We start from the raw sequence: 12,613 nt of genomic DNA, 5'->3' as shown, positions 1-12,613 counted from the left end.
AGGTTCAGCGGAAACACTCCGGCCTTCCCTGCGCAATGGTTTTACAGCTTATTCCGTGCTCTCCCCGGTGAGACCAGAGCTTGTTTGTCACCGTCATCCCCAAGAAGCGTGAGCTCCCTGCGAACTTGACACCAGCCATTGGGGCGTCAGGACCACACGGCTTCGCCGTCCGCGAACGCTTGCGATCGTCTTTCGCAAACTTCGCGTCCATCGCATCCCACCGCGCGTTTCGTGACGTGCGCAACGCCCCTCTCGTCGGGTGGGACGCACGGAATACGCAACTGATTTGGGTCAAAAACAAAGCGGAATATTTTTCGCGAAGGGGCTGGACAGGATTCCGCGTGCGAAGGTGATTTGCCCGTCGGGCAGACCCACCGGTGCTCATCCCGAGAGTTGTGAAGCTATCTCCGCCGTCATCCCCGGGATGAACGCAATTGCGTTCACCCGTGAGGAGCGGCGTCTTCGCCGCGTCTCGAAGGATGTTGTTCAGCGCCGTGCGTGCGGCCATCCTTCGAGGCGCGCAAGAAAGAGCGCGCACCTCAGGATGACGGCCGAGATAACTTCGCAGGCTCTGAGGTACGCGCCCTTGCGCATTCTTCAACCCAGCCGCCTCAGGCTGGCGGCGCCAAATGATATCGCCGCTGTTTCTCGCGTTCGATGCAGCCGATGGCACGGTCCGCCGTGCGCTTGTTGGCCGCTCCATAGTCCAACACCCGAACCACAAATTTCTTCTCGTCGATAAAAACACCAACGCCTTGAACGGTCTCGCACCCAGGCCAAAGCCTGAGTTCGCAAAGACAGTCCCGGATCAGGTCCGTCCGACTGATCGGAGTGGTGAACCTCAGAAACCCCATTTTGATGCATCTTCCAAAACAGGCTCGCGCCCCAAACGCACAGCGCCGCCCAGGCGGAATATGACGCCGGCGGCGCTGTCGTGGCCCCCGGGTAGCAATTCCCCGAGCATCAACTGTATGCAATAGCCGTGCCGTTGCTTAAATTTTAGGCTAAATTAGAGGTATTGGAACTTCGTTCACGGCCGGAGAACTACGGGGAAAGCCTGCGAGCCACCGCGTTTTCGAGCCAACGGGTCGCCCGAATGCGCGCCCGATGACAGGCTCCGCACACCTCGCGAACTAGAGCTCCGTTCCGATGAAATCGGAACGAAAAGGCGTTACAGCACGGCAAATGCGACGCTGAAACACACGATCAACGCTGCGGTGCTGAGCGACAACACGGCAAGAGCCCGCTCGGTATGTTTTTCGATATCCGCGTCCATGTCTGTCTACGCGGAAAGGCCGGTTTCGTTCCGAAGCCGGCGCGAACGCACACCGCCCGAAACCAGGGCTACTTCTGCTTCTACTTCTCCTCGGCTTCGCGCGTCTCCACGTGCCCGCAGCGCAGACATTCGAAAGTCTGTTGGGCCGCGGGTTTCGAAGTCGCAATCATGGACATCCCGCACTTCGGGCACGGTGGCCGCCGCGGCTCTTTTGGCATGCGCGCGGGATAACGGACGCGCCCTGGTTGCGATATCCGTAGTCACACGGTGGACGGGCAGGCATGCAAACCAAGGCAGCTGGGCAGCTGGAGCCCCGGTCCGATTGAATCGGAACGGCGCTCTAATCTTTTGTTTTGACGCGTTTTCTTCACGCGAACCGGTACCCACGGAGCCTGTCATCGGGCGCGCATTCGCGCGACCCGTTGGCTCGAAAACGCTAACCCGACCTAATGCTGAGTGGCCGGTTCGGTATGCGAGCAGCGCAAGCACTCGTACTTGGCCGGCGCCGGATTGGCCACGGTGATCATCCGCATTTCGCACTTGGGACAGCGCGGCCGTTCGATTTCCGGTGTCGCGAGGGCAACGGGAATGAGTTGGAATGGAGCCACTGGTCATCATCCTGGATTGCGTACGGAGGGTGATTCGGTGAGGCGATTTTAACTAGCACGAACTCCGTGGCGGCGCTGCGTCCGATTTCTTAAATTTCGGACATCGCGGCCGTTTACGACAAGCTCTGGTTAAATGAAACAGGACAACGCAACCGCAGATCAAATCAGGTCACTGCGTAAATCAAGTTAGGCACCCGAGGATAGAAACAGCCAATATGCACATCAATAAGCCGCCTCAAATAAGACGCTGCAAGCAAAACACCTCTGCTTCCAGTGTCGTGGTGAAGAAGCTGCTAACCGAGGCGACTAATGGCTTCAACCATCCTAAGAAGAACAGTACGTTGGCCAAGATCAGGACTCCGTAAGGCTCCGATGGCCGCGAGATCACACAGGCTCTCTTAAACGCGCGTCCGGGAATCGACCGAGGCATCAGGACATCAACCAAAATGACGATGCACCTTTTATTACAGACCCAAAATTGGAATCCAAGCGGCGCGTGAAAAAAAGAGACCTAAAGCACAACGCCGCCAAGCGAGTATGATGCTTGGCGGCGCTGCTCTTCGAGCCGGAAACTTAAATCGTCCAGCACCGCGAGATACGCACCGTTGGCGGTCCGGTTTTGCAGTGCGGCGACCGGTCGCGGATCCGGGCCAACACAAAAGATCACTGCAAAATCAAAAGGAAGCGTCCCTCAAGCGGAGGCTCGAAGCGCTGGCCCCGCGACAAGCCGCTGACAAGCGCCCGCACGCTGGAGCTACCATGTACAGCGGTGTTTTTTCTCATCGTGAAAATCACGCAGCCGTCACAGAGTCATTTTGCTTTAGCATCCAACCACGACAGCTCGAGAATTTCTGCCCGTCGCCGGATCGCCCTTGTCGTGCGCTTCGAATGCCTGGCGATCGTGCGGGCTGTTTGCCCTTCCGCCAAACTGGCCCGCAGCCGGTTGTCTTCTTCAATGCTCCACGGCTCCCTCGATCGGGACGCCACTTGCCTGTTGCCGGCCAGAAAAGCGGCACGAACCGCCTGCTGCCGTTCCGACCACGCCGAACTCTTTAGCTGGATTCCGAACTTCGCGACCTTGCGCGTTATCGTCTGCGGCAACGTCCCGAACTTAGCTGCCGCGGCTTCTATCGTTGCACCGTTCGACGCCATCGACATCAACTGACGGTCCTCCTCCGAACTAAAGCGCCCCGAGCATCGTTTCGCCGCCATTCCGTCTACGCCTTCAACAAATCTCAAGAAGCCCCTGGAAAAAAACTAAGGGGCGATCCGGGATTCGCAAAGCCGAAGATTTAGCCGAAACCTGACGTGAAACTTACATCAGAGATCACGCACGCAGATCCACCGCGCCGCGACCATGAATGGTTCGCGCGGGATTTTGAATCAGGACACCTGGAATCAGGACACCTGGAATCAGGACACCTGGAATCAGGGCACCTGGAATCAGGACACCTGGAATCAGGGCACCTGGAATCAGGGCACCTGGAATCAGGGCACCTGGAATCAGGACTTGGCTTGGTCGCCCCCGTGTCCAAACGGATGACGCCCCTCAAACGAGGGTATAGGTCCGAAGCGCAGCTCACCATGTTAGGTTTTTCTTGTGCCTGTCCCCTCAAGCACAACAAGCCTCCCGCAGCCCCAGCTTTTCCCCCAAAAGCTGGGGCTGTTTTTTGAGATCTGCGCCAAGGCAAGCTGACCACAACTTTCATTCGCGTATGCGAAGGAAGAAGACGACGACACCGGCAAGACTCTGCAACAAGACTCTGCAGCAAGGCTCTGCAACACGGGAGGCCGCCAATAAAGGCGGCCTATACCTTGTCTTCTCGGTCCAGTTGGCGTGTTCGAGTGGTCATCAGGAGCAGGAACAAGGCGCGCTCAGCCTGGTATCGCGCCGCCGGGCGTTTCGATTTCCGACCCTGCATGATGGTATTGCCTGACGAGTCCGTCACTCGCCAATCCCATCCCCGGCCACGCTTCGAAAGCACCATGTCGAACATCAAATACCTAAGCTGCGATAGGTCAGAAAGGTTCACCTATAGCTTGGATTTTTTTCACATTGGCAAATGAGGAAACTCCAGTTTGGCTGTACGGCCAGCGAGCGCACCGGTTTCAGCTTCGGCCCGAAATTTACCGTCCGCATTTTAGGAACGTATGCCCTGAGCGCGACTTGCTCTAGTGGGATTTAGCCCAAAGGAGATACTTATGAAGAAGATTCTTATCGCGACTGCCCTCACCCTCATGTGTGGATCGGCATTCGCTCAGACCACTGGCCCCGCTGCGCAGGGCGACAACATGACCAAGCCCGGCATGACCAACGATTCGACCTCGATGGACAAGGGATCGATGAACAAGGGCACCACCACCGGCATGAGCAATGACGGCATGAAGAAGGACGGCATGTCCGGCAGCAACATGAAGAAGAAGGGCGACATGTCCAAGGATGGTTCGCCCAGCGCCGACACCATGAAGAAGAACTAATTTCGTTCGCAAACGGCGGGGGTCGAGGTTTCCTTTTGACTGCCTGCTGTCCAACGGCCTCAGCGCCCCGCCCCGGCGCTGGGGCCGTTTCTTTTGCGCCTGTGGATAGATCGTCACGGTCCGCTGATGCCTTGCACCGTCTGAGCAATCCCGGCGTTCGTCCCGGTTTGTGAAAGAGGCCGCCACTTACTCTGCGGCTTCCCTCTTAATGGCTGCCCCCGCATATCCGCAGTGCAAGCACTCGAATTTTTTCAGGGTCGGACCGATAGCTATCATTCGCATCCCACACTCGGGGCAGTGCGGTCGTTCGCTATTTAAAATGCGTTCACGTCTGGTTGGCCTTACCACGGCGCTGCTCCCTATGAATTGGGCGGGAGCGCAACCGGCGATCTCATCACCGATAAAAGCCACTATGGAGCGGTGATGATCGTCAACAGTTTGGGTTGAATGCGGTTCCTAATTCAACTTAGCAATGGCGGAACGTTTATGGGTCTATCGGGGCAAAGCCGAAATTAGGCCTCTGCGAAATTCAAAATAGGTCACAAGGGGTTATCCGGTACGTGCTTGGCCGAGTTCGCCTTTGAGCCAGGCTTGCGTGTCCACGCTTTGCATCGGGTCGGGCTGGCCGCAATCCATGCAGCGCAGCTTACGGGCGTCCGTTTCTTTCATGAGCATAAGCCTCATTGCCTTGTGGCACATCGGGCAGAGCGGTGTGGTTGATTGGGTTTGAGACATGATTCGCGCCTTGATCGGGCGGGAGCGCAAAACTCTCGGTCACCGATGATTGCCTATGGCGGGCGGTGATGAGACATTCTCTCACTGTTGCTTCTAGCCGCTGGTCAAAATTGATCACGTCGCGAAATTGTCAACAGCCAAAACGGACCACTCCAGAAATCAAAAGGGACCACTCCGAACAGCGGATGGAAAGGGGCCAGTACGAGATTGACAACTAGAACATATCATGAACAAATCCCAATACCGCCCAACACGAGAGATGCCCGATGGCCAAAAATCCCGCGCCCATTCCACAATCGGACGCGGAGCAGCTCGATGCGGCGGCGGATCAGGCCATCGCGGCGTGCGGCGGCGATGCGCGCGCGGCGGTGAAGGCGCTGATCGTCGCGAATGAGTTTCTGGAATCGGAAGTCAGCGAACTGATGAAGGCGGTATCTCAAGCGTATGCGCGCGGCAGATTTCAAACCTATACCGGCTAGCCTCGCCAGCTAGACGAAAAGCCCGCACAGAGCGGGCTGATCGCCAATAAGAATTTAAGAATGCAATTCGCAAGCGTTAACCGAGATCAACGCTGCCGTCGGTGCACTTTTGTACATTCGCGGCGGGCGAGTGTTTCAGGCGACCTTCGCATGAACCACAGGATTTTCGGTCCAGCGCGCCGCGTCGGCCTGACGAGGCTTCACCGCATCGCATTTCAGGCACTCGAGATCCGTCCGCCCGTCATCGGTAACCACGGGCTTCATGCGATTGTTACAGTGCGGGCAGCGGGTCGGGTCCATCGTCATTCTCCATTTCCAACAGAACGTCACATTGGAACAAAGGTTCCGTTGCGGCGTTTACGATAGTGTTCTCAAGGAGAAGACCATGCAGGCAGCTATCGACCGCGTCATGCAGACCTACTGTTTGATCGAAAAGATGACGGACGAACAAGCGCAAGCCGTTCGGGAGAAAGTGTCGAGCCATCTGGCCGAAAGGCCGGAAGCCGATGAACATTTTCTTGCCGTGGAAGGTCTCCGATATCTGCGAAGCGTTAGAGGGTAAGGGTTAAGGATGAGTGATACATTTGAGAGGAAGACAATTACGCCGGCCGAGCGCGAGGCCCGCAAATTGTTCAGGCAAGCCGATGCCGTCAAGGCCATGACCGAGCATGAGCGCACGCAAAAGGCGTTCAACGAGAACCGTGAACGGTTGAAGGCTTTGCGACTGGCCCGCGAGGCCGAGCAAACAGCGGAAAAGTGACGTCGGGTTTTGCGAGGACGTATTGTTTCAGTTTCGCGCTTGAGCAGGGCCCGCGAAGCTATCTCCGACGTCATCCTGAGGTGCCCGCCGGCTTCGGCGGGCCTCGAAGGATGGCCGCAAGCAGCGAGCTGAACACCATCCTTCGAGACGCGCGCGAGAGCGCGCTCCTCAGGATGACGTCGGTAATAGCTTCACGGGCTCCAAGGCGGCCTCTTGCTTTCGTTTAATCTCGCTTTTTCTAGTCCCGCTTTTTCGTCTCTTCCTTGGGAACCAGTTCGGCTTCCTTGCCGGATTGGTTGCCCGGGTTGAAATGCTGTTTGCCTTCGGGCTTCTCACCCGGCTGCTTCTCACTCGGATTCTTGTTGTCGTTCATTGGATGCTCCTCTGGGCAGACCAATGAAATCCGACAGCGTAAGTTCCGCCGCGTGGGGAATCGAACCGGTTGGAGGCCCTCGCAGCGCGGCTGTATGGCTACGCCTCGGCCACATTGAGCAGCGGCTTGCCCTCGGCCCAGCGCGCAAGATTGCCGGCGAATGCGTTGGCGACGCGGCGGCCGTGGCCGTCGGAGGCGGCCGCGCTGTGCGAGATCACCAGCACGTTGGGCAAATCCCAAAAGCCTGCGTCGGGCGGCAGCGGCTCGACCTCGAACACGTCGAGATAGGCGCCGGCGATTTTTTTGGCTTGAAGGGTCGCCAACAGATCCGATTGTTCGACCACCTCGCCGCGCGCGACGTTGATGATGTGCGCTTGCGCCGGCAACCGCGCGAGCTTCTCGGCATTGATGATCTTTCGCGTCGAATCCGACAGCGGACACGACAAGATCAGCCAGTCGGCATCCGGCAACACCGAGGCGAGCTCGGAATAGGTCACGCAACGCTCAAAACCCGCGGGCGGCGTCAGCCCGGCGGTGTGGCGCACGCCGGTCACCTTCAGCCCGAACGCAGCGCACAGCCTGCCGATCTCCTGCCCGATCGGGCCGAGGCCGACAATGACGGCGCGCTGTCCCAGGAGGTCGCGCGGTTCGTTGCTGTAGAGCGGCTCCCAGGCGTGCCGGCGCTGCGAGTCTATCGAGGCCGGCAACCGCCGCGCCAAGGCCAACAGGCCCGAGAGCGCGCTGTGCGCCACGACGTCCGAATTCGCACCGGCCGAGGTGGCCACCGTCAGCCCCTGCGCCATCAGCTCGACATAGAAGCGATGATCGGCGCCCGCGGTGTAGGTATGCAGCCATTTCAGGTCCGGCGCGCCGCGCAGGATGTCGATGAAGCGGACAAAGGCCGGCGCGGGTTTGCTGCGGGTGCCGCCGAGATACATGTCGCGGGTCACGAAGGCGATCTCGGCGCCGGCGAGATCCGGCACCGTGTCGGGCGTGACGATCCGCGGCTCGATATCGCCAACGGCGGCTTTGAGGATATCGCCGTAGGTCTTCCAGGCGAATTCGGACAGGATGACCCGCAACGGTTTGGATGGTGACATCATTTGCTCCAGCCGGCCTCAGCCGAACAATCTGGCGGGGATGCGGTTGAAAATACGCCGGGCATTGCCGGCGAAGATCGCGCGCTTCTGATCTGAGGTGAGGATGGTCGAGCCATCGATATAGCGCCTTGTGTCGTCATAGTTGAAGCCGGTCTGCGGATCGATCCCCTTCACCGCCCCCACCATTTCCGATGCGAACAGGATGTTTTCGGCCGGGATGACCTTGGTCAAAAGGTCGATGCCGGGCTGGTGATAGACGCAGGTGTCGAAGAACACGTTCTTCAACAGCGACTCCGACAATGGCGGCCGCTTCTGGTCCTGCGCAATGCCGCGGTAGCGGCCCCAGTGATAGGGAATGGCGCCACCGCCATGCGGAATGATGAATTTCAGCGTCGGGAAATCCTTGAACAGATCCGACATCAGGAACTGCACGAATGCCGTGGTGTCGCCGTTGATGTAATGGCTGCCGGTGGTGTGGAAGGCAGGGTTGGCGGCGGCGCTGACGTGGACCATCGCGGGGACGTCGAGCTCGACCATCTTTTCGTAGAACGGATACCACCAGCGATCGGTCAATGGCGGATCGGTCCAGTAGCCGCCGCTCGGGTCCGGATTGAGGTTGCAGCCGACGAAGCCGAGTTGCTCGACGCAGCGCACCAGTTCGGCGATGCAGTTCTTCGGCTCGACGCCGGGCGATTGCGGCAACTGGCACACGCCGACGAAATTATCCGGATATAGCTGCGTGATCCGCCAGATCAGGTCGTTGGAGAGCCGCGTCCACGCCGCGCTGACCGAGGCGTCGCCGATATGATGGCTCATGCCGGAAGCGCGCGGCGAGAACAGCGTCACCGACGTGCCGCGCTCGCGCTGCAATTTCAACTGCGCGCCCTCGACCGACTGGCGCAGTTGGTCGTCGCTGACCTCCAGGGAATCCACCGACGGCATCTGCGAGGCGTCGCCGATCGCCGCGATCTGGCGCTTGCGCCAGTCCAACACTTCCTTCGGTTCGGTGGTGTAATGCCCGTGACAATCGATTACGAGATCGCTGCCGCCTGAAGAGCTGCGCGCGCGCCCTGCCCCGCTCATCGCCTCGATATTGGTCGGCGGCGGCATCGACGCCATCGCCTGGATGCCAGCGGGGAGAAGCCAGCGGCCGGCGCCACAACAATCGCAGCCGGTCGGCTCAAGCGCATCAGAGCAATTGAACATCTGTCGGTCCTTCCAAAATGTCAGACGGGATCACGCGCGCCGATCAAGCTCAGAACTTGACGCCAAGCCGGGTCAGCGCGGCATCGACCCACGCGCGGTCGCTCTTGCCGGCCTTGATGGCCTCGATCTGCTTCAGCTCGGCGGCGTGCTTGGCTTCCGTCGCCTTCAGCACTTCGGCGGTCTGCTCATAGGGAACGCAGACCAGACCGTCGCCATCGCCGACCACGAGGTCGCCGGGCGCGATCACCATGCCGTCGATCGCGATCGGGACGTTGATCTCGCCGGGGCCGTCCTTGTAGGGACCGCGATGCGTCACGCCCGCTGCGAAGATCGGATAATGGCCGGCATGCAGCACGTCGTAATCGCGGATCGCGCCAAAGATCACGATGCCGGCGATGCCGCGCTGCTGCGCATGCGCCGTCATCATCTCGCCGATCAGCGAATTGGTGAGATCGCCGCCGCCGTCGACCACCACGATGTCGCCGGGCTCGGCGATATCGAGCGCCTTGTGCACCATCAGATTGTCGCCGGGGCGGGTCTTGACCGTGAAAGCCGGTCCTGCGAGCACGCCGCCGGCATGGATCGGCCGCAGCTTTGCGCCGGCCGCGGTCATCCGTGACATCGAATCGCTGATATTGGCGACCGGCAGCTCGCGAAACTTCGCGACGATGTCGGCGCTGACCTTGCGGGTCCGCTTGCAGATCTGAAATCCAATCATTTCATGCCTCCGTTCGCAGCTACGCTGCTGTTTGTATTGGTTCGATTGCCGCCGACAGTCTGGACCGCCGACACCGCGCTCTCGCGATCGAGCGTGCGCAGGTCGATACCCGTCTTGTCGCGCAACAACAGCGCGGCGACGATACCGACGATGTAGGATGCGATGGCGCACACCCCCATCGCGACCGGCAGCGTCAGTTGCACCGATAGAATCCCTACCATGCCCGGCACGATCGAAGCTACGCCGCGTCCGACGCTGGCGCAGAAGCTCGAACCGTTGGCCCGCAACTCGGTCGGATAGAGTTCGGCGAACGTCGGCACCAGCCCCGAGGCCAGCCCGCCCTGGAAGGCGCCGAGGAAATAGCCGAGAATGAGGATGATCGTCGGACTGAGCGGGACGAACATGTAGATCGCCGCGTTGATCGCCTGGCAGACCAGGAACGCGACGAAGGCCTGGCGGCGGCCGATCCTGTCACTGAGGATGCCATAGAACACCGGCCCGGTGAGCGAGCCGAAGATGTTGACGAACAGGAAGCCCGCGGTCTTGGTCACGGGCATCCCGAGCGCGCTCTGCAAATAGGTCGGCAGCCAGGTGATCATGACATAGGCGCCGCCGAGCACGCCGGTCGCCAGAAACAGGCAGGTGATGGTGGTGCCCAGGAATTGCGGCTGGAAGATCGCGGTGATTTTCGGCGCGGCCGCTTGATCGCGCTGCGCCCTCCTGGTTTCGACAAAGATCTCGGGCTCGTGCACCAGCCGCCGGATGATGAAGACCAGGAGCGCCGGAAGCAGGCCGAGCAGCAGAAACACCCGCCAGGCCTGCGCCTGCGGAAACAGCGCATACACCATCGGGAACGCCAGCACCGACAACGCGTAGCCGAGGGCATATCCGCTCTGCACGGTGGCCGCGACCCGGCCGCGCAGATGCGAGCGGATCACCTCGCTGATCAACACCCCGCCGATCGCGGACTCACCGCCATAGCCCGCGCCCTGCAGAAAACGCGCGATCAGCAATTGCCAGAAATCCGAACTGAATGCCGACAGGCAGGTGAAGATCGCCACCAGCAGGATCATGGCCTGCAAGGTGCGCACCCGGCCTATCCGGTCGGCGAGGATGCCGCCGCCCCAGCCGCCGACCGCGCTGCCGATCAGATAGGCCGAGCCGAGAATGCCGGCCTGCGGATGGCTGATGCCGAGCAGCGCGATCAAGGTCGGCAACACCAGCGAGAAGATCGTGGTGTCCATCGAATCGAGGCCGAGACCGGCAAAGCAGGCCCAAAATGTTCGCCGCTCGGAGGCCAACAGGTCCGAATACCAGCCCAGTCTCATGATTTCATCCCCGCTGGGTTTTGATGCGACGCGCATGGGTCCGCGCGTTCTCGAGACTGCCGGCCGGGACCGGACGAAAAGGCTGATGTTGCGCGAATGAATGCCGCCGGGCGGCAAACCTCGCCACCGTTAGCGTTTCCTGCCGCGTTTCTTGCCGCGTTTCCTGGTTCGACCGTTTTGGCGGTCTGTTTCGGCCGCACTATCGGCCCCAAGCAACCATTCAGTCCAATATCATATTGACAGCCCGGCTATTCGTTTTGACTATAAGAGGATGGATTACCGCCAGCTCCGCTATTTCATTGCCGTGGCCGAGGAACTCTCCTTCAGCCGCGCCGCCCGTCGGCTGAACATCAGCCAGCCCCCGCTCAGCGTTCAGATCAAGGCGATCGAGACCGAGCTTGGAACGAGCCTGTTCAGCCGAAACCGCCGCAAGGTCGAACTGACGCCCGCGGGCGAGTTGCTGCTGGAGAACGCGCGGCGCGCGGTCAAGCAACTCGAACACACCACCGACGTGGTTCGCCGCGCCGGCCGCGGCGAAGCCGGCACGATCAGGCTGGCGTTCACCGGATCGGTTCCGATGCGCGAGCCGTTCGCGCAATTGCTGCGGGTATTTCGCAAGCGCTATCCCGATGTGCGGATCGAGTTGCAGCATATGGCGACGGGCCGGCAGTTTACCGCACTCGCCAACGACCAGATCGACTTCGGCATCCTGCGGCCGCCGTCGGCCTTGCAGCAGAACCGCAACATCGAGCTGATCCCGCTGTGGCACGACCGCTTGCGGCTGTTTGTTCCGGCCGGCCATCCGCTCGCCAATTCGCACGCGCCGATCGCGATGGCCGAGCTGCTCGATCAGCCGTTCGTCGGTGTCGAGCCGCTGGTGAATTGCGGCATGCACGAACATCTGATGACCTTGTGCGGCTCCGCCGGCTTCACCCCGCGCATCGAACAGGAAGCGCGCGAACTCAGCACAGTGCTCGGTCTCGTCTCCGCCGGGATCGGCATCGCGGTGCTGCCCGAGTGCTACACCTGCATCGCGATGCCCGGCGTGTTCAGCCGCCCGATCGCGGCCCCCGAGGCGGAGAGCTGGTTGATGATGGCGCTGCGCCTTCGCACCCTGCCGCCATTGCTTCAGCGGTTTGTCGACGTGGTACGCGAGCTCAATGGCGCAGAGATAGCGGCGCCCGAACTGGTGCCGGCGAAAGCGGTGAAAGAATCCGTAACCGCGCTGTCGAGAGCAGCCAAAGCGCGCTGAACGATCGGCGACGACTCAAACCGATAGAGACTGCTAAGGCTTGCTTGTTAGGCTCCCTCGCGAGCTGCCGATATCTTGGTGATTGTTGTCCGCGATATAAGCTCTGTGCTGCTGCATCCGCGCGACCGACGTACCGATCATCTGCACCGCCGCGTGTTGACCGGCCGCCAGTGCGTCCATGATCCGGTCACTGGCGCCAGTGCCGCCAACGAACCTTCAACCGGCATAACCGGAGAACTGGTACTTCCGAGATTTCCCCGTAACCGGACATATCCCAGACATGCCAAAATCGACGCGAAT

At 60.4% G+C, this 12,613-nt stretch carries 13 protein-coding genes; 7 read left to right on the top strand and 6 right to left on the bottom strand.

Features of this window, described 5'->3' with window-relative positions:
• Positions 1–2,653 precede the first annotated feature (2,653 nt).
• The 3 genes from GSQ88_RS16155 to GSQ88_RS16145 all read left to right on the top strand — a co-directional run bounded on the left by GSQ88_RS16155 (position 2,654) and on the right by GSQ88_RS16145 (position 5,576).
• Positions 2,654–3,049 carry a hypothetical protein gene (locus GSQ88_RS16155; RefSeq protein ID WP_159008717.1) on the top strand — a complete coding sequence of 132 codons (396 nt, stop codon included), beginning with the start codon at positions 2,654–2,656 and terminating at the stop codon, positions 3,047–3,049.
• 1,037 nt (positions 3,050–4,086) lie between these two features.
• The gene (locus GSQ88_RS16150; RefSeq protein WP_159008716.1) at positions 4,087–4,362 is read left to right on the top strand and encodes a hypothetical protein; all 276 of its coding nucleotides are present in this window, start codon (positions 4,087–4,089) and stop codon (positions 4,360–4,362) included.
• Between the two features lie 1,001 nt (positions 4,363–5,363).
• Positions 5,364–5,576 (top strand): hypothetical protein, encoded by a 213-nt coding sequence (locus tag GSQ88_RS16145; protein ID WP_159008715.1) that lies wholly within the window; start codon positions 5,364–5,366, stop codon positions 5,574–5,576.
• A 135-nt stretch (positions 5,577–5,711) separates the two neighbouring features.
• On the opposite strand, the gene GSQ88_RS16140 is transcribed toward GSQ88_RS16145, so the two are convergent.
• On the bottom strand, positions 5,712–5,876 hold the full coding sequence (locus GSQ88_RS16140; RefSeq protein WP_159008714.1) for a hypothetical protein: 165 nt from the start codon (positions 5,874–5,876) through the stop codon (positions 5,712–5,714).
• A gap of 85 nt (positions 5,877–5,961) precedes the next feature.
• On the opposite strand from GSQ88_RS16140, the gene GSQ88_RS16135 reads away from it, so the two are divergent.
• Together GSQ88_RS16135 and GSQ88_RS16130 are read left to right on the top strand one after the other, a co-directional pair.
• Positions 5,962–6,138, top strand: a complete 177-nt coding sequence (locus tag GSQ88_RS16135) for a hypothetical protein (protein ID WP_159008713.1) — start codon at positions 5,962–5,964, stop codon at positions 6,136–6,138.
• 9 nt (positions 6,139–6,147) lie between these two features.
• Positions 6,148–6,336, top strand: coding sequence for a hypothetical protein (locus tag GSQ88_RS16130; protein ID WP_159008712.1), 189 nt, complete (start codon positions 6,148–6,150; stop codon positions 6,334–6,336).
• Between the two features lie 238 nt (positions 6,337–6,574).
• On the opposite strand, the gene GSQ88_RS35980 is transcribed toward GSQ88_RS16130, so the two are convergent.
• From GSQ88_RS35980 to GSQ88_RS16110, 5 genes are all read right to left on the bottom strand, one after another.
• A complete protein-coding gene (locus GSQ88_RS35980) occupies positions 6,575–6,709 on the bottom strand; it encodes a hypothetical protein (protein ID WP_283810690.1) in 135 nt (44 codons plus the stop codon).
• 98 nt (positions 6,710–6,807) lie between these two features.
• Entirely contained in the window at positions 6,808–7,809 is a 1,002-nt protein-coding gene (locus GSQ88_RS16125) for a D-2-hydroxyacid dehydrogenase (RefSeq protein ID WP_159008711.1), read from the bottom strand.
• Positions 7,810–7,827: 18 nt separating this feature from the next.
• Entirely contained in the window at positions 7,828–8,892 is a 1,065-nt protein-coding gene (locus tag GSQ88_RS16120) for an amidohydrolase family protein (RefSeq protein WP_159008940.1), read from the bottom strand.
• A gap of 172 nt (positions 8,893–9,064) precedes the next feature.
• Positions 9,065–9,733 carry an RraA family protein gene (locus GSQ88_RS16115; RefSeq protein ID WP_159008710.1) on the bottom strand — a complete coding sequence of 223 codons (669 nt, stop codon included), beginning with the start codon at positions 9,731–9,733 and terminating at the stop codon, positions 9,065–9,067.
• Positions 9,730–11,061, bottom strand: coding sequence for an MFS transporter (locus GSQ88_RS16110; RefSeq protein WP_159008709.1), 1,332 nt, complete (start codon positions 11,059–11,061; stop codon positions 9,730–9,732). The genes GSQ88_RS16115 and GSQ88_RS16110 overlap by 4 nt, the downstream gene beginning before the upstream one ends.
• A 271-nt stretch (positions 11,062–11,332) precedes the next feature.
• Here GSQ88_RS16110 and GSQ88_RS16105 point away from each other — a divergent pair, with 271 nt between their 5' ends.
• Together GSQ88_RS16105 and GSQ88_RS35265 are read left to right on the top strand one after the other, a co-directional pair.
• Positions 11,333–12,313 (top strand): LysR substrate-binding domain-containing protein, encoded by a 981-nt coding sequence (locus tag GSQ88_RS16105; protein ID WP_159008708.1) that lies wholly within the window; start codon positions 11,333–11,335, stop codon positions 12,311–12,313.
• A 75-nt stretch (positions 12,314–12,388) separates the two neighbouring features.
• The coding region (locus tag GSQ88_RS35265) for a hypothetical protein (RefSeq protein WP_210253828.1) at positions 12,389–12,613 on the top strand (225 nt) is incomplete at its 3' end.

Source organism: Bradyrhizobium sp. S69 (assembly GCF_009766005.1).
GTDB lineage: Bacteria > Pseudomonadota > Alphaproteobacteria > Rhizobiales > Xanthobacteraceae > Bradyrhizobium.
This window is presented reverse-complemented; position numbering and strand designations above follow the sequence as displayed.

What these genes read in the sequence shown, in the direction of transcription:
- GSQ88_RS16150 (WP_159008716.1), top strand. Translation starts at nt 4,087, where the DNA reads ATGAAGAAGATTCTTATCGCGACTGCCCTCACCCTCATGTGTGGATCG.
- GSQ88_RS16145 (WP_159008715.1), top strand. Translation starts at nt 5,364, where the DNA reads ATGGCCAAAAATCCCGCGCCCATTCCACAATCGGACGCGGAGCAGCTC.
- GSQ88_RS16140 (WP_159008714.1), bottom strand. Translation starts at nt 5,876, where the DNA reads ATGGACCCGACCCGCTGCCCGCACTGTAACAATCGCATGAAGCCCGTG.
- GSQ88_RS16135 (WP_159008713.1), top strand. Translation starts at nt 5,962, where the DNA reads ATGCAGGCAGCTATCGACCGCGTCATGCAGACCTACTGTTTGATCGAA.
- GSQ88_RS16130 (WP_159008712.1), top strand. Translation starts at nt 6,148, where the DNA reads ATGAGTGATACATTTGAGAGGAAGACAATTACGCCGGCCGAGCGCGAG.
- GSQ88_RS35980 (WP_283810690.1), bottom strand. Translation starts at nt 6,709, where the DNA reads ATGAACGACAACAAGAATCCGAGTGAGAAGCAGCCGGGTGAGAAGCCC.
- GSQ88_RS16125 (WP_159008711.1), bottom strand. Translation starts at nt 7,809, where the DNA reads ATGTCACCATCCAAACCGTTGCGGGTCATCCTGTCCGAATTCGCCTGG.
- GSQ88_RS16120 (WP_159008940.1), bottom strand. Translation starts at nt 8,892, where the DNA reads ATGAGCGGGGCAGGGCGCGCGCGCAGCTCTTCAGGCGGCAGCGATCTC.
- GSQ88_RS16115 (WP_159008710.1), bottom strand. Translation starts at nt 9,733, where the DNA reads ATGATTGGATTTCAGATCTGCAAGCGGACCCGCAAGGTCAGCGCCGAC.
- GSQ88_RS16110 (WP_159008709.1), bottom strand. Translation starts at nt 11,061, where the DNA reads ATGAGACTGGGCTGGTATTCGGACCTGTTGGCCTCCGAGCGGCGAACA.
- GSQ88_RS16105 (WP_159008708.1), top strand. Translation starts at nt 11,333, where the DNA reads ATGGATTACCGCCAGCTCCGCTATTTCATTGCCGTGGCCGAGGAACTC.